Genomic DNA, 17,491 nt, shown 5'->3' with positions numbered 1-17,491 from the left:
TATTAAAAATAGAACAAAAAAATACTCTTGAAAAAATAGATAGGCTACTAAATTATAATTATAAAAATAACCCAACAATTCAATTAGCTGTAAACAATAACTTAATTGATTATTACCAAAAAACCAACAAATGGAAACAAAGTGGACAACTAATAAGTTCTACAAACAAGTTTGTTGAGCAAGTGATTTCAAATGGTCTTATCAAAAACTATTACCTTCTACTTTCTAATCTTAAATTATTAACAGCTAATCAATTTATCGAAAAGGAAGAATATAAAGAATTGAACTGTAAAGAAGCGCTGAAATTGTTAAAACCATTTGCGGATGAAAGTGAAAGTCTTGTATATTTACTTCCTTTTGTTAAAGCTCATAAATGTTTAAACACATTAAATGCTGCTGCTAAACAGGCAGATTTCCTTACGAATTTAAATATTACTAACTTTAACTTATAACAAATAACCCTAGGAACATATATGACAAGCCATAAATATAATAAAACTACTTCAATAGATGTATCTGTAATACTCAACGAGACTGATAACAGCTTTAGCTATTTTAATAATATTGGAGAGCAGTCTAAAGGCAATGTTGTTGTCACTCAACCAAACACACTTGTTAATTATAAATTAGTTTGTAATTCAAATAACTTAACTTTTGATTATCCTGAACTTAGTCCACTCAGTAGCGAAGGTACACTTATAGATGACGGCAATCTTGATGATATAACAGTTAGTATTTCTGCTGATAAACAAGTAATGACCGTCATTGATGCTGATTTAACTAATGAGCAAATTGGAATAAATTTAGTTGTAATAAAAGATGGGACTAAAATTATCAGCCCTGATCCAAGAATTGTTAATAAAATTGAACCTCAATTATAGCTAAATTGTTCATACTCTAAATTGATAAAACCTTGAAAAAATGAAGCCAAGCTTTAAATGATTCATCTTATCTATTTATATTAAAGCTCCACAGAGAGTCACTTCCGTATCTGTGGAGCTTTAATAGGTGATAACAGAAGTCTAGCCTCCCCTTATAAATCTCAACCTGAGCCTCAAAATTTTCTATATAAGTTTAAATCCCAAGTTTATTAGTAATTGCAAAATCACTTGACATACCAAAAGCATAAGATACTTATTTATAGTTTAAGCATAATGAGAATTAAACCATTTAGTATGTTAAAAATCACAGCCAGGCTACTATCTGCTCAATGCCCTAGTATACTGGAAGTTTTAAAAGTTAAGCTGCAATTATCGCCAGCTTAACGAGTCAAACAAATAACGCAAATAGCTTACAGCTTGGGGATAGTATAACTGATAGTCAAAGCGGTAATAGCCTACAGCTGACCGGCGAAGTGTTACTGCAATTAACAACACAAGCCAACTTTAGCCAACTGGCAACCCGTTATAACTTACAGCTAAAACACCGCGTAGGCGATATTGTTGTTGTAGCCACAGCCACTAATAATATTCAGCAGCTAGTGCAACAATTAACGCAAGAACCGACAATAAAACAAGCAAGCTTTGACTTGCGTGAGCTAGGCTTAAACGCAGATCCTCAAGTTGAAAATGAAAAAGAACTTTAATTAACAACGTTTAATCATTGATTTCCACCTTGCACAGGTTACTTAAAACCTGTGCAATCATGATTTTTACCATTAAATATCAAACAGTTAAAAACAGAAGATTACCGAAAGGTTTAATTGCACTTTTTTAAGTAAATTTGTAGACATCAAAAACGTCTGTACCATGCTAAGGCTAAAACGTGTCGAAACAAATTAACAATAAAGAGACTGCAGCAACTAATAACGATAAAGCATTGCCCTTCGATAGCGCTTTATTACCCCCTTTTTCGCATACTCAATTTGATGCATTAATTGAATTATTTAATGGCACCGCCGAAGGTATTTTTGTACTGAATGAACAGGGTGGTTTTGAGTTTGCAAATCCAAAGGCAGCACAGCTATTAGGTTACTCTCAGCAGTCGCTGATAGGCGAAAATTTACTGTCGTTTTTACACGGTGCAGACCTTGATAAATATAAACAGACCTTATTAAATTGGATTGGTATTAAGGACACCCCTCTTAGCATTGGCCCAAATGAAGTTACTATAAACAAAGCCAATGGTGATATGATTGAAGCTGACTTATCAATATCAAGCATGCCAAAAAGTCTCGCATCGGCGCAAAAGTTGTACGTGTGCATACTTCACGATCTTAGTACTCATAAAGCCATGTATAACCGTTTAAAAATACAGGCCTCAACCGATCATTTAACTGGGCTTGCTAACCGATTAGCTTTAGATGAGTCGTTAAAAAAATACTGGCAAGAGAGTATTCAAAGCCAACAACCTTTAACCAGTATATTAATTGATGTTGACCACTTTAAAAAATTCAACGATACCTATGGGCATATTAAAGGCGATAAATGCTTACAGAAAATAGCAAAAATGCTATTGCAGTGCATTCCATCTAGAGAGTGTTTAGCTGCTAGGTATGGCGGTGAAGAGTTTGCCATTATTTTACCCCGTTGCGATATAAAAACCGCCACGGTTGTGGCCAATCATATACAACAACAAATTGCACAAATGAGCTTTACCGACATAGGTTTGCCACCAGAGGTTAAAATTACGGTAAGCCAAGGAATTGCCAGTGAAAATAATAACCAGTACCGCACCTACGAGGCGCTATTGTATGCCGCAGACACGGCTTTATACCGAGCAAAAACAGAAGGTAGAAATAAAATAAGTACGATTGTTTAAAGTTTAAATTAAAGGCCTTTTCATGACGCTATATATATTAAACGCCACTTCATGGGGGTGGCGTTTAGCTTAAAAATTAGAGTAATAACAAACTACCTAACCCTAAAAAGGTCACAAAGCCGACAATATCAGTCACTGTGGTTAAAATAACTGAGCCTGATAATGCAGGGTCAATTTTCATTTTATCTAAAATAGACGGGATCACTACGCCCGCCAACGACGCGGCCACTAAATTAAGCAGTATTGCCACGGTAATGGTTATACTAAGCATAATATCGTTAAACCATAGATACGTTAGCAAACCAATCACTAAAGCCCATACCAAGCCATTTACCGCCCCTACACGCAGCTCTTTTTTAAGTAGAGCGTTACGGTTGGAGTCGGTAACCTGACCAAGCGCAAGACCGCGCACTATAACTGTTAAGGTTTGACTACCGGCTATTCCGCCCATTGATGCCACAACAGGCATTAATACCGCAAGTGCCACCACTTGTTCTATAGTGGCGCCAAATAAGCCTATAAACCATGAGGCTAAAAATGCGGTTGCTAAGTTGATACCTAACCAAATACCACGGTTTTTAGCACTTTTGCGAACACTGGCAAATAGGTCTTCGTCTTCACGTAAACCACCGGCTTTTGCTGTAGCTTCGTCAGCAATTTCTTGACGTAACTCGTAAGCTGATGCAATGGTTAAACGCCCTATTAGTTTGTTTTCAGCATTAACCACGGGCATGGCCATTTGCTCGCTGTGAATAACCACCTCGGCGGCTTCATATAAATCGTGGTCTGCATGCAATGAGGTAAAATCATGATTAGTTAAGGTGACTAAGCTTTGATTATCATGCGCTTTTATTAGGTCGTTAACTGCTACTTCACCAATTAAGCTGCCTTTGCGGCTCACTAAATAAATCACTTCGCTGTACTGCGGTAACCCTTTATGGAGCAGCTTTTTAGCGCCACCCGCAGTGAGCTTGTCTGACACCTTTAAAAAGTCAAAGCCAATCCAGTGACCTAACTGCTCAGGTGTATATTGTTGCGCCAGTTCGTATTGTTTAGTTTGCGCTTCATCAAGCTGTTTTTTTGCATAATCAGTAAAGCGCTGCGGGATCACTTCTTCTAATTCAAGCAGCTCTTCAACGTTAACTTCGTCTAATAATTTAAAACCGTCACTGTCATCTAGGGTTTGCAGTAACCATAAACAGCTATCTTCACTTAAATTAACGAAAATTTCGTGTTGCGTGTCTTCATCTAGTAAATGCCAAATTTCAAGGCGCTGCTCTTTAGGAATAGCTTCAAATAATAAGGATAAGTGTTCCGTTGATAAGGTTTGCTGAGCATCAATAAGTAATTTATTTTTGCGCTCAGTGGTATCACACTGCAATAAGTCGTTTATGAGTTGTGGTAACTGATCAACCGGATACTCTATCATTTAAAAACCCTAAAATAGTCTTTCACTATAAATTTACTGTAATAAGTAAGCACTTATTAATGAGAATAGCTAATAGTGTACATTAGACACGCATAAAAATATTAAAAAATCGCTGTGTTGTTAAATATTTATGGTTGTAGCGTGCTATAAACTATCGCGCTTTAGCTAAAAATAAAGCCAAAAAAAGCCGTAACTAAACACGTTACGGCTTGCTAAAAAATTAATAACTCAGCGCTATTTATATTTTAAATTGCCCCACTAGGTCACCCAAGTTCTCACCGCGTCCCGCTAAGTGCTTACTAACTGAAGAAGTGGTTTTACTCGACTGTGTTAACTCATTAACTATTTCTTGAATAGCATACACGTTACGGTTAATTTCTTCTGTAACACTACTTTGCTCGGTAGCGGCAGTGGCAATTTGTGTACTCATATCATTAATGGTGGTCACGGACGTAGTTACCGCACCTAAGCTTTCAGATATAGCCCGTGAAGACTCAACTGAGCGGTTACAGCTTTGTTGACTCGCATGCATTGCATCAACCGCTGCCGTTACTAAATTATGTAACTCGCTTAGCATTTCGTTAATTTCTAATGTGCTGTCTTGGGTTCTACTCGCCAGGCTTCTTACTTCATCAGCCACCACCGCAAACCCACGGCCTTGCTCACCTGCGCGTGCCGCTTCAATAGCCGCATTTAATGCCAGTAAGTTTGTTTGTTCAGCAATGCCACCAATTACACTTAATACGCTATTAATTTTTTTAGATTGCTCACTCAAGGAGTTAACCTGCTCTGCGGCTTGATTAATTTCGCTCATTAAGTTTGATACTTCGCTCAGTGAAACATCCACACAATCTTGCGCGTTGGCCACTTCTTTTGTCGCTGCCTGCGTTGATACCGCAACTTGCGTGGTATTTTGCGCTACCTCATGCGAGGTTGCTGACATTTCGGTAATCGCTGTTGCCACTAAATCGGTTTCATGGTTATGCTTTAATAATTTATCTTCAATTAGCAATGTTTGCGTATTAATGTCTGAAGAAGCTGTTTTAACGTCACTTGTTACATCAACCACTCCGGCAATAATACTGTGTAGCTTGCTCACAAATACATTGAAAGATTCACCTAACTGACCAATTTCATCATGAGTATCTATTTCTAAACGTCGGGTTAAATCCCCCTCCCCTTTGGCAATATCGTCTAAGCTTTGCACCATACGTTTAATTGGTTTTAGCATATTATTAGAAGCGTACAACGCACCGGCTGCTGCTAAACCAAGCAGTAGAAGTGAGATTAAAACCAAAGTGGTCATTTTTTCGCTTAAATGGCGCTCCATGGTTGTTTGATATTTTACCAGTTCGGCTTCAATATCATCCATATATGTGCCAGTGCCTATCATCCAATTAGTACCTGGGATCATGGCTGCATAACCAATTTTTTCGACTAAGCCGCTAGTATTGGGCTTTTGAAAATGATAAGTAAACGAGCCACCGCCTTTACGCGCTTGCTCAAGTAAGCCAACCACTATTTTTTTACCGTTAGGGTCGGTCATGCCTATTTTATTTTGACCTTCTATTGCATCACCCAATAAGGCATGAAAAACACTAATACCATTGGTATCATAAATAAAGTAGTAACCATCTTCACCAAAGGTTAAATCTCGCAACGCATCTTTAGCGTCTTGTTCATTTCCTTGCGCTAATTGGTATTGCACTACTTTAGAGCCGATTTCTATTTCTGTTCTTAATAGAGTTTGTTTATCAGCAATTAATTTAGTTTTGAACTCATTAAAGTTTTGCTGTTGATTTTGCATCTCTAAATAATAAGAACCTGCCATAAAACTGATTAGTAATACAATCAAAGGTAAAACAGCCAGCAGTAGCAATTTGGTTTTTAAGCTTAAATTACCCATTATTTCTCCAATTAACATTATAAGCTATCAAGCTTTTTATTTTGCAGCCACTTAGCAACTACGTTTCCATTGTTTGTATTACTGACAACAGCGCCACACTTGTATATAAATTAAGCACAAACAGGGTTGTTGCGCAATTTAATACACTCGTATGTTAGTAAAACATACTAAAATAAACTTTATAACTAGACGATAGTATAAAAGCAGTAATAAATAACTGATTTTTCTCATGCTATAAATTCTTACTAGTGCACAGCTTATTACCTTACGATTAAATCTTAACTAACCTCAGTAACACTATTTTAGCTTTAATGAAAATTAAATATTGGGCATCACACAAAGGCCTTGCTTTCTGAGTTAAAACACAAATAATGAAGCAACTAACTACTGGGTAAGAATGAGGAAAATGAGTTATATACTAACCACCCAATGCGCAGACGATATAGGTTTAATCGCCAAAATTACCGGACTGTGTAATGAGCACAATTTAAATATTATTCGTAATAACGAATTTGTAGATAAAGATGCGCAGCGCTTTTTTATGCGCACAGAGCTTACTGGCGAACCACACACTGAGTTTTTGTCACAACTGCGCGATGTATTACCTGCTGGCGCAAAAGTGGCACTGCACGGTGAAGAAAAAACCAAAGTGGTACTATTAGCTACAAAAGAAGCTCATTGTTTGGGCGGCATGTTACTTAAGCAATTTGAACAAGCCCTAAACATAGAGATACTCGCCGTTATCGCCAATTACCCTACTTTAGAGCCTCTAGTGAAAGGGTTTGATATTCCTTTTCATATGGTTTCTCATGAAGGACTTACGCGCAGTGAGCACGACGAAAAAGTCGGTGACTTAATTGCCAGCTATAACCCAGACATTATTGGCCTAGCTAAATATATGCGTATTTTAAGCCCTGAATTTGTAGGTCGTTTTGAGGGTAAAATCATTAATATTCATCACTCATTTTTACCTGCTTTTATTGGTGCAAAACCATATCATCAGGCGTTTGAACGTGGTGTGAAAATTATTGGTGCCACGGCTCACTTTGTTAATAATGAGCTAGACGAAGGCCCTATTATTTTACAAGACGTATCGAGTGTGACTCATGCGAATACAGCTGAGATGATGGCTAAAATGGGTAAAGATGTAGAGAAAACGGTGTTTTGTAAAGCACTGCAACTAGCATCAGAACATAAGCTGTTTATTAATGGCAATAAAACCGTGGTATTTTCATAATTAGCTTTATATCAAAATTAAAAATGCCAGCTACTAAGCTGGCATTTTTTATAAGTAAATATTAAACCTTACCTAATTAGGGTGTGTAATACGTTGGTGCCCCAGGGCCTACTGGCATACCTAAAACAAATACCCATAAGTAAAACAGTACCACCCAGCCAACAAAGAAGATTAAGCTGTATGGCAACATAGTGGCTACCAAAGTACCTATTCCCATGTCTTTTTTGTATTTAGTAGCAACCGCGAGGATTAAACCAAAGTAACTCATCATCGGGGTAATTAAGTTAGTTACTGAATCACCAATACGATAAGCCGCTTGAATTGTCTCGGGTGCATAACCTATAAGCATAAGCATAGGAACAAAGATAGGCGCTGTTACTGCCCACTGCGCTGACGATGAGCCTAAAGTTAAGTTAACTAAGGCACACATTAAAATAAACAGTACAAATACTTCCGGCCCAGTCAAGCTAAGAGCTTGTAGTAACGCGGCACCGTTAATCGCTAAAATGGTGCCTAAGTTAGTCCATTTAAAAAATGCCACAAACTGCGCAGCAAAAAACACCAATACAATGTACATGCCCATAGAGCTCATACTTTTGCTCATGGCATTGATCACGTCTTTATCATTTTTCATGGTGCCAACCACGCGACCATACACAAAACCCGGAATACCAAAGGTAACAAAAATAAAAACAACAATCCCTTTTAAAAACGGAGAGTGTGCAACTAGACCTGTTTCAGGGTTACGTAAAATACCGTCTGCTGGAACAATCGTCCAAGCGAGTAACAACGAAACAACAAGTAATGAAACACCAGCCCATTTTAAACCTGATTTTTCTTTGGCAGTTAAACCGGCAATATTATTTTGAGCTAAATCTTCACTGGCTTCATCTGGGTTATATTTACCTAAACGTGGCTCAACAATTTTCTCAGTAACAAGTGTACCTAAAACAGCAATTAGCAATACTGAAATCATCATAAAATACCAGTTTGCTTCAGCGCCTACTTGGTAAGTTGGGTCAATCATTTGTGCTGCAGGCGTCGTAATACCCGCTAATAACGGATCGATAGTACCCAGTAATAAGTTAGCGCTATAGCCACCCGATACACCAGCAAACGCTGCAGCAAGGCCTGCAAGCGGATGACGACCTAAACTATGAAATATCATTGCCGCTAGGGGGATCAATACGACATAACCCAGCTCAGATGCTGTGTTTGATAAAATAGCAGCGAATACAACCATAAAGGTAACTAAGCGTTTAGATGCACCCATAACCATGCCACGCATTGCCGCAGACAATAGCCCAGAATGTTCAGCAACACTTACACCTAATAGCGCCACTAACACCGTACCTAATGGGGCAAAGCTGGTAAAGTTAGTTACCAATCCCGTTACAATACGCTGTAAGCCCTCGGCACTGAGTAAGCTAACAACTTCAATTACACCATCTGGATCGCGCCCAGCAGAGCCCTCAGGGCGAGGATCGATAGCACTAAGTCCAAACCAATCAGCAACGCCACTAAATAAAATAATGGCAATACAAAACAGCGCGAATAAGGTAATTGGATGGGGAAGCATATTCCCTAAAAATTCTACCGTGGCTAAAAATCGATTAAACCAACCGCCCTTTGCGGCCTGATTTTCATCTTGGGATGTGTGTGGTGAGTCCATTGAGTCTGACATACCATGCTCTCTTAATTACAAAATGCCCGTAACCTAGCATTATTTTCTGAGCAGGTCATGTAATAAAGATGAATGACTTGTTATGTCATGGTAATTAACTGATGGGTTTTATTGTGATGGGGTTACAAAAAAGAGGCTCTCGCCTCTTATTTCGTCTGCTTAAGCTTGCTCTATCGGTTCTAGTTGTAGTTTTGCAGCAATTAAAACAGCTTGAGTTCGATTATAAACACCGAGTTTTCTAAATATGGCAGTAATGTGTGCTTTGACTGTGGCTTCTGAAATGTGAAGTTCGTACGCAATTTGTTTATTCAGTAAACCTTCGTGCAAATATTGTAAAACGCGGTATTGCTGTGGAGTAAGTGATGCCACTTGTGCGGCAATTTCTCTATCTGCGCCTTCGATTTCAGCCACTTTACTTTTTAGCTCGGTTGGCAGCCAAGTATCGCCTTCAAGTATTTGGTTAATTGCGTTGGCAATATCGTCAGATGATGAAGACTTAGGAATAAACCCCATTGCCCCATAACCCATAACTTTCGAAACAATATTTACATCTTCACTACCCGAAACCACCGCAATAGGTAAGCTTGGGTAATCTTCACGTATACGGATCAAGCCGTATAAGTCACCGTTACCTGGCATGTGTAAATCTAGTAGTAATATATCAAGATCTTCTTGTTCGCTTAACACCTGCAATGTGCTATCAAAATCTGCTGATTCGAAAACTTCCAAACCCGCAAACTTTGCACTCAAAGCGCCCTTTAGTGCTTCACGAAATAACGGATGATCGTCCGCTATTAAAAACTGACTCATTGTTCACTCCCAAAAATTCGGCTGCTGTCCAATAGACAACAGCCGATATACTACGTTTAGAATCAACTTCTAATCAAGCTTTTAACGCGAAATTAACGATTTAATCGATTTTCTACTAGCTCATCAACCACTGACGGATCAGCAAGTGTTGAGGTATCACCAAGCTGTTGGTACTCATTTGCCGCGATTTTACGTAAAATACGACGCATAATTTTGCCAGAACGTGTTTTTGGTAAACCTAGCGACCATTGAATCATATCGGGTGATGCTATTGGGCTTAGCTCTTTACGTACCCAATTACGGATCTCTTTGGTCAGCTCATCACTCACAGTAACGCCTTCATTAGGAGTTATGTAAACGTAAATACCTTGGCCTTTAATATCATGTGGGTAACCTACCACTGCCGCTTCAGCTACAGCTTCATGAGCAACTAATGCGCTTTCAATTTCAGCAGTACCTAAACGGTGCCCAGACACATTAAGTACGTCATCAACGCGTCCTGTGATCCAATAATCACCGTCTTCATCGCGACGACAACCGTCACCAGTAAAGTACACACCAGGATAAGCGCTAAAGTAGGTTTGTTCAAAGCGCTCATGGTCGCCATACACAGTTCGTGCTTGTGAAGGCCAGCTATCTAAAATCACAAGGTTACCGTCAACCGCACCTTCTAATGTATTGCCTTCAGCATCAAATAACGCCGGTGCAATACCAAAGAATGGACGAGTTGCAGAGCCAGGTTTCATATCGGTTGCACCTGGTAATGGCGCAATCATGATGCCACCGGTTTCAGTTTGCCACCAAGTATCTACAATTGGACAATTAGATTTACCAATTTTTTCATAGTACCAGGTCCATGCTTCTGGATTGATTGGCTCACCCACAGAACCTAAAATGCGCAAGCTGTCGCGATGTGAGCTGGCAATCGGCTCTTCGCCTTTGGCCATCAATGCACGAATGGCAGTAGGTGCTGTGTATAAAATTGTCACGTTATGTTTATCAACCACTTCACCCATACGACCAGCAGTTGGGTAAGTTGGTACGCCTTCAAATACGACTTGTGTACACCCATTAACGAGCGGTCCATAAGCAATATAACTGTGACCTGTGATCCAGCCAACATCAGCACTACACCAAAAAATATCATCGTCTTTTAAATCAAAAATGTATTCGTGGGTCATAGATGAATAGACTAAATAGCCACCGGTGGTATGAACCACACCTTTAGGCTGACCCGTAGAACCCGAGGTATACAGAATAAACAGCGGGTCTTCAGCATTCATGTGTTCAGGTTCGCACTCTGGCGCTTGATCTGCAACTAAGTCATGCCACCAAATATCATGGTCGTGCCAATCAACATCGCCTGACGTTAGTTTATGTACCACTACATGTTCAACAGTGGTGACTGAATCTTGTAATACGGCTTCATCTACATTGGCTTTGAGCGGAACACAGTTACCTGCACGTCGGCCTTCATCTGACGTGATCACCACTTTAGCGCCCGAGTCGTTAATACGATCCGCAATAGCTGACGGTGAAAAACCACCAAAAATAACTGAATGAATTGCGCCTATACGAGCACAAGCCTGCATTGCATATATAGCTTGTGGGCTCATTGGCATGTAAATGGCAACACGGTCACCTTTTTTCACACCCAACTTTTTTAAACCATTGGCAAATTTAGCAACTTCATCATGTAGTTGTTGGTAGGTAATATTTTCGCTTTGCGAGGGATCATCGCCTTCCCAAATTAACGCTACTTTATCTGCTTTTGTTTTTAAGTGACGATCAATACAGTTATATGAGGCATTAAGGTAGCCATCTTCATACCATTTGATATTGATATGGCCTTTATCAAATGAAGTGTTTTTTACTTTTGAATATGGAGTAAACCAGTCAAGACGCTTACCGTGCTCAGCCCAAAACCCTTCAGGGTCCTCAATAGACTGTTTATACATCGTATTATATTTTTCATTATCGACGAGCGCTGCGTTTTTAATGTGCGCAGGAACTGGATAGATACTTTGTGACATATTAGTCTCCAATTTATATTACTTGCCTTAGGCTTTTCATCAAGGATTACTCAGCAGTGCACTATTAAATATTAGACATTAGTTGTATCTGAGTTCAAACAACGATTATCTTATCTATAATCCTCATGGCTACACCCTATTTACATAAAAAACATACTATTAAATAAAAGTATATGAACACTCAATAATTATTAAACCTTAGTCTAATAGACTAATAGTTGATTGAGTAAATTGTGTACATATACAACAGTAGCTTGAATATTTAAAAACTTTGATTGTTTATTAATAATTCGTATTTACTAACAAATTAGATTAAAGATAATTAAATTCAATCTGTTAGTACTATATAAGTAACACACATTAATACATATCATAAGCAAACAACATACAACAAGTAGCCTATAAAAGGACGCAACAATGAAATTTACTCCAATTAAAACACTGGCAGCTAGTGCTGTACTATGTGCACTTTCTAGCACAGCTTATGCTGCAAAAATAGGTGATACAGAATTTACCTACGGTGGATACATTAAACTCGACGCAATGTGGAGTGACTACTCAGCAGGCGCTCCTGCGGGCACCAGTGTTGGCCGTGATTTTTATGTGCCAAGTACACTAACCGTTGGTAACGATAATAGTTCAGACGCCGTATTTGATATGCACGCTCGTGAGTCACGTTTTAATTTTGGAACTGCTACCTTATTAGATAACGGTAAAACGGTTAAAACTAAAATAGAGCTAGACTTTTTATTGTCAGCTCCTGGCGGCAACGAGCGTGTGTCTAATTCATACTCTCCGCGCATTCGCCATGCATTTATCTCATATGATGGCTGGTTATTTGGTCAAACATGGTCAAACTTTCAAAACGTCGGTGCATTACCAGAAGCACTTGATTTTGTTGGTCCTGCAGAAGGCACGGTGTTTGTTCGTCAATCTCAAATTAAATACACTACGGGTGCATGGTCATTCTCGTTAGAGAACCCAGAAAGCACAATTACTACAGCCGGCGGTGGCATGGCCGTAACTGATGATGCCTCATTACCTGACTTTACCGCACGCTACACCCATAATGCTGATTGGGGTAACTTTGTAGTAACAGCCCTTGCTCGTCAACTGACCTACAAAGTAGGTGGTGTTGATGCCGATGAAACCTCATTTGGTGTTAGTGCATCGGGTATGGTGAAGCTTGGTGAAGACAATCTAAAATTTATGCTTACCCAAGGTAAAGGACTAGGTCGTTATGTGGGTCTAAACGTAGCACGTGGTGCGGTTCTTAATGGTGATGACCTAGATGCGATTGATTCAACATCTGGTTTTATTGCGTATCAACATAAGTGGAACAGCCAGTGGCGCTCTACTTTCTTATATTCGTTCTTGTCTGCTGATAATGATGAAAACCTACTTGCAATGTATGGCGACCCTACAGAATCAAGCCAAAGCTACAGCGCAAATATTTTATACTCACCGGTTAAACGTCTAACCTTTGGCGCTGAATTTAAACATGCAGAACGCGAGCTTGAAAGTGGCGTAGATGGCGATCTAGATCGTTTACAATTTTCTGTAAAGTATGCGTTTTAATTTCCTAACCAATTAAAATACTGATTTACTTCCTGAGCGGCTTCGGCCGCTTTTTTTGTTTTTAACCAGAGATCAAGTTAACCAAATCCATGCGCTTTACTTAAAAAATATTAAAGACGTGTAAAATACCCAGCAAACGCAATTGCAAATCACTCTCATTTAGATTAAATTACCACCCACATTTAATCTTATGGGAAACATGATGCTGTACAAACATAAAAACTCTGCATTTAAACTGAGTCTACTTACTTCACTGGTTTTATCTGGGCATGCTGTTGCAAACGACACGCAAGACAACCTACCTTTAGAAAAAATTGCTGTTTATGGGCAACATCATAAAAACTATATTACCGAAGAAGCGCAGTCTGCGACTAAGCTAGGTTTAACCATTAAAGAAACTCCGCAATCAATTTCTGTTGTTTCACGCGCGTTAATGGATGACTTTTCGCTTGATGATATTAATGCGGTACTAGAGAGCACACCAGGCGTAACAGTAGAACAAATAGAAACCGATCGTACATACTTTAAAGCCCGTGGTTTTGAAATAACTAACTTTTTAATCGATGGCTTAGGCACACCGCAAACCTCTGGTTCAATTCAAGGGACACTTGATACTGCAATTTACGACCGTGTTGAAATTGTACGTGGTGCCAATGGCATGATGACCGGTGCAGGTAACCCATCAGCGACTGTTAATATGGTGCTAAAAAAGCCAACCTACACAACACAAGTTCATGCATCGGCTTCTTATGGTTCGTGGAATAACAAACGTGTAGATATTGATGTTTCCACACCGATTAACGACGAGCATGCTGTCCGTGCTGTATTTACTAAGCAAGATAAAGAGTCATACCTAGACCGCTACGAAACCGATAAAACCATTGCCTACCTTGCCTATGAAGGAAAGCTAACCGACGATACACTTCTGAGCATTAACTATGTAAACCAACAAAAAGATGCCGACAGCCCTCTATGGGGCGCGCTACCGCTTTATTACACAGATGGCTCCCCCACTAACTATGATGAGTCAACTAGTACAGCTGCAGATTGGTCGTATTGGGATAATAGCGCTGAACGTATCTATGTAACAATTGAGCAAAATTTATCGGCGACCTGGGTCGCTAAAGCCCGTTATGCCCACATAAAGAATGAACAAAATTCTGAATTATTTTATGTGTATGGTACCCCAGATAAAGAAACTGGTTTAGGTTTAACCGGCTATGCGAGTCGTTATGATTACAAAGACACCCAAGATTTGTTTGACTTATATGCCAGCGGTAAATTTGAGTTATTTTCACTAGAGCACGACTTATCATTCGGTATTAGCCAAGCAAACATGGACTTTAATGACCAATCGCTTTATGACTACAGCACAGGAAATGGTTTCCCTGCGATGCCTGATTTAGCGACTTGGGATGGTGTTATCCCTGAGGCAACACTGGTTGATTCGCCTAACGGCAGTGATGTACAAAATACACAAAGATCTGCCTATATTTCAACTCGTATTAAACTAGCAGAGCCATTAAGCATTTTGGCAGGCGTACGCTATACCGATTGGGAAACTAAAGGTACTGCTTATAGTGTAGTGCAAACCCGCGATGACTCAGAGGTTATTCCTTACATTGGTACGGTGTACGATTTTACTGAGTCGTTATCAGCGTATGCTAGCTACACCGAAACGTTTGTGCCACAAAAAGAGTTAGACATTAACGCTGAACAACTGGCTCCGGTTATTGGCAAAAGTGCTGAGGTTGGCTTAAAAGCACAGCTTTTAGGTGATCAAGTGTTTGTCACGTTGGCCTATTTTGATGCTAAGCAAGATGGACTTGCTGTTGCACTTCCAGACTCTCTTCCTAGCGATACGCGTTATTATGCTGCAGATGGTATTAACAGTGATGGTTTCGAAATTGAGCTAAGCGGTCGCTTAACTGATGATTTAAGTGCCAGCATCAGCTTTAGTAATTTAAGCATTGATGGTGATGAGCTTGTAAAAGATTACACCCCCGAAAACCAATTAAAAATGGCAGCTACTTATCAAGTACCATTTATTAATGGTTTAACCTTAGGTGCTAATTACCGCTGGCAAGATGCGACTAGCCGCGTGCAAGTAAAAGACCCAGCAGGTAACGCATTGGTTACTACAAAACAAGGGGCTTATGGCATATTAGATTTAATGGCCACCTACGAAATTACTCAAAACGTCGGTGTTACCTTTAATGTTAATAACAGCACTGATGAAAAGTACATAAACAGCCTCTATTGGGCACAAGGTTATTACGGGGCACCACGTAACTACTCATTGTCAGTTAACTGGCAGCTATAAAGCTAACAATTAGGCTTTAAGTCACTGTATAGCAAACAATAAAAAAGCGCTAACCTAAATGGTTAGCGCTTTTTTTAAGCTCGGGTCAAATCAAGCTTTAAAACTAAATGGCTTAAAGGTCGCCTTCATCACCTAATACGTCTTCGCCATCTTCTGGCTCAACCGTTGCTTTTAGCAATAGCATTTCACGTAACTTACCTTCAATTTCATCTGCAATTTCAGGGTTTTCTTTAAGGAACTTAATTGAATTAGACTTACCTTGGCCAACTTTGTTGCCATTGTAACTGTACCAAGCACCTGCTTTTTCAACAATTTTATGCTTAACACCTAAATCAATCAGCTCGCCCTGCTTAGAAATACCTTCACCATACATAATGATAAATTCAGCTTGTTTGAACGGCGGTGCTACTTTGTTCTTCACAACTTTAACACGCGTTTCGTTACCAACAACTTCATCACCTTCTTTTACTGAACCAATACGACGAATATCAATACGTACAGAGGCGTAAAATTTCAGGGCATTACCACCAGTTGTTGTTTCAGGGTTACCAAACATTACACCAATTTTCATACGGATTTGGTTAATGAAAATACATAGCGTGTTTGAGCGCTTAATGTTACCTGTAAGCTTACGTAGTGCTTGTGACATTAAACGTGCTTGTAGACCCATGTGTGAATCACCCATGTCGCCTTCAATCTCAGCTTTAGGTGTTAATGCAGCAACAGAATCGACAATAACTACATCAACCGCGCTTGAGCGCACTAACATGTCACAAATTTCCAGTGCTTGTTCACCCGTATCTGGTTGAGATACCAGTAACTCATCAATATTAACGCCTAACTTTTGTGCGTAAACTGGATCAAGAGCATGCTCAGCATCAACAAAGGCACACGTTTTACCTTCTTTTTGAGCTTGTGCGATAACTTGTAATGTTAGCGTTGTTTTACCTGATGACTCTGGGCCATATACTTCAACAATACGCCCCATTGGCAAGCCGCCTATGCCTAAAGCAATATCAATACCTAGCGAGCCTGTTGATACAGCGTCAATGTTTAACGCCTTATTGTCACCCAATTTCATGATTGAACCTTTACCAAATTGACGTTCAATTTGTGATAAAGCTGCGTCCAACGCTTTTTGTTTGTTATCGTTCATTTTCTTCTCCAAATCCAGCTAATGCACACAAGTATACTGTATGAAATCACAGTATCAAGCTAATTTTATTATTTTATCTTCTCTATTATAGTTTTTAAAGAAAATACAATGACTTGCAGCCTAACTTGCGCCCTATCACCATTAAATACTTGTTCAAACGTCCAGTGTTTACCGTTAATTTGCAGTCCAAACCACACAAGCCCTACCGGTTTGCCCTCAGTGGCACCACCTGGACCTGCAATTCCTGAAATAGCAATACCAATATCAGCATTTGCTGCCTTACAGGCACCTGCAGCCATCTCAATGACTGTTTGTTCGCTTACTGCGCCAAATTGCTCGAGGGTAGCATGCTTCACATTGAGTAATTCATGCTTTGCGTTATTGCTATAAGTAACAAATGCACGATCAATATATGCAGAGCTTCCTGGGGTATCGGTAAGCGAATAACTCACTCCACCACCAGTACATGATTCAGCGGTAGTGATCCATAAGCGTTTATCCGTTAAAATAGCGCCTAATTGCGCAGCAAGTGTCTTAATCTCTTGATGTAATTCCATATTCAGCCTTTGGGTAAA

14 protein-coding genes are annotated in these 17,491 nt (G+C 39.5%); 7 read left to right on the top strand and 7 right to left on the bottom strand.

Annotation, left to right across the window (positions count from 1 at the left end):
* The 4 genes from QL989_RS17590 to QL989_RS17575 all read left to right on the top strand — a co-directional run.
* A partial coding sequence (locus tag QL989_RS17590) for a hypothetical protein (RefSeq protein ID WP_290171424.1) occupies positions 1 to 452 on the top strand: 452 nt, incomplete at its 5' end.
* A gap of 21 nt (positions 453 to 473) precedes the next feature.
* Positions 474 to 881, top strand: a complete 408-nt coding sequence (locus QL989_RS17585) for a DP-EP family protein (RefSeq protein ID WP_290171423.1) — start codon at positions 474 to 476, stop codon at positions 879 to 881.
* Between the two features lie 368 nt (positions 882 to 1,249).
* On the top strand, positions 1,250 to 1,585 hold the full coding sequence (locus QL989_RS17580) for a hypothetical protein (protein ID WP_356777373.1): 336 nt from the start codon (positions 1,250 to 1,252) through the stop codon (positions 1,583 to 1,585).
* Positions 1,586 to 1,764: 179 nt separating this feature from the next.
* Positions 1,765 to 2,760 carry a GGDEF domain-containing protein gene (locus QL989_RS17575; protein WP_198523578.1) on the top strand — a complete coding sequence of 332 codons (996 nt, stop codon included), beginning with the start codon at positions 1,765 to 1,767 and terminating at the stop codon, positions 2,758 to 2,760.
* A gap of 76 nt (positions 2,761 to 2,836) precedes the next feature.
* Here the strand turns inward: QL989_RS17575 and QL989_RS17570 are convergent, their stop codons facing one another.
* Positions 2,837 to 4,189 (bottom strand): magnesium transporter, encoded by a 1,353-nt coding sequence (locus tag QL989_RS17570; protein WP_138609317.1) that lies wholly within the window; start codon positions 4,187 to 4,189, stop codon positions 2,837 to 2,839.
* A gap of 238 nt (positions 4,190 to 4,427) precedes the next feature.
* Complete coding sequence (locus QL989_RS17565) at positions 4,428 to 6,095, bottom strand: methyl-accepting chemotaxis protein (protein ID WP_290171420.1); 1,668 nt, start codon at positions 6,093 to 6,095, stop codon at positions 4,428 to 4,430.
* A gap of 406 nt (positions 6,096 to 6,501) precedes the next feature.
* Between QL989_RS17565 and purU the strand changes: the two genes are divergently transcribed.
* Positions 6,502 to 7,332, top strand: a complete 831-nt coding sequence (gene purU, locus QL989_RS17560; protein WP_008111550.1) for a formyltetrahydrofolate deformylase — start codon at positions 6,502 to 6,504, stop codon at positions 7,330 to 7,332.
* A gap of 76 nt (positions 7,333 to 7,408) precedes the next feature.
* Here the strand turns inward: purU and QL989_RS17555 are convergent, their stop codons facing one another.
* From QL989_RS17555 to acs, 3 genes are all read right to left on the bottom strand, one after another.
* The gene (locus QL989_RS17555) at positions 7,409 to 9,016 is read right to left on the bottom strand and encodes an AbgT family transporter (RefSeq protein ID WP_008111547.1); all 1,608 of its coding nucleotides are present in this window, start codon (positions 9,014 to 9,016) and stop codon (positions 7,409 to 7,411) included.
* Positions 9,017 to 9,175: 159 nt separating this feature from the next.
* Entirely contained in the window at positions 9,176 to 9,826 is a 651-nt protein-coding gene (locus QL989_RS17550; RefSeq protein ID WP_008111545.1) for a response regulator transcription factor, read from the bottom strand.
* Between the two features lie 92 nt (positions 9,827 to 9,918).
* Positions 9,919 to 11,859, bottom strand: coding sequence for an acetate--CoA ligase (acs, locus tag QL989_RS17545; protein ID WP_008111543.1), 1,941 nt, complete (start codon positions 11,857 to 11,859; stop codon positions 9,919 to 9,921).
* 417 nt (positions 11,860 to 12,276) lie between these two features.
* Here acs and QL989_RS17540 point away from each other — a divergent pair, with 417 nt between their 5' ends.
* Both QL989_RS17540 and QL989_RS17535 read left to right on the top strand, forming a co-directional pair.
* Positions 12,277 to 13,437 (top strand): DcaP family trimeric outer membrane transporter, encoded by a 1,161-nt coding sequence (locus QL989_RS17540; RefSeq protein WP_008111542.1) that lies wholly within the window; start codon positions 12,277 to 12,279, stop codon positions 13,435 to 13,437.
* Between the two features lie 202 nt (positions 13,438 to 13,639).
* Entirely contained in the window at positions 13,640 to 15,760 is a 2,121-nt protein-coding gene (locus QL989_RS17535) for a TonB-dependent siderophore receptor (protein WP_290171425.1), read from the top strand.
* 112 nt (positions 15,761 to 15,872) lie between these two features.
* Here QL989_RS17535 and recA read toward each other — a convergent pair whose 3' ends face one another.
* Both recA and QL989_RS17525 read right to left on the bottom strand, forming a co-directional pair.
* The gene (gene recA, locus QL989_RS17530; protein ID WP_058155138.1) at positions 15,873 to 16,916 is read right to left on the bottom strand and encodes a recombinase RecA; all 1,044 of its coding nucleotides are present in this window, start codon (positions 16,914 to 16,916) and stop codon (positions 15,873 to 15,875) included.
* A gap of 68 nt (positions 16,917 to 16,984) precedes the next feature.
* Positions 16,985 to 17,473 carry a CinA family protein gene (locus QL989_RS17525; RefSeq protein ID WP_290171418.1) on the bottom strand — a complete coding sequence of 163 codons (489 nt, stop codon included), beginning with the start codon at positions 17,471 to 17,473 and terminating at the stop codon, positions 16,985 to 16,987.
* Positions 17,474 to 17,491 lie beyond the last annotated feature (18 nt).

The organism is Pseudoalteromonas sp. APC 3224 (assembly GCF_030407535.1).
Classification (GTDB): Bacteria; Pseudomonadota; Gammaproteobacteria; order Enterobacterales; family Alteromonadaceae; genus Pseudoalteromonas.
Note: the sequence above shows the minus strand (reverse complement) of the source record. Positions and strands in the feature narration are given on the sequence as shown.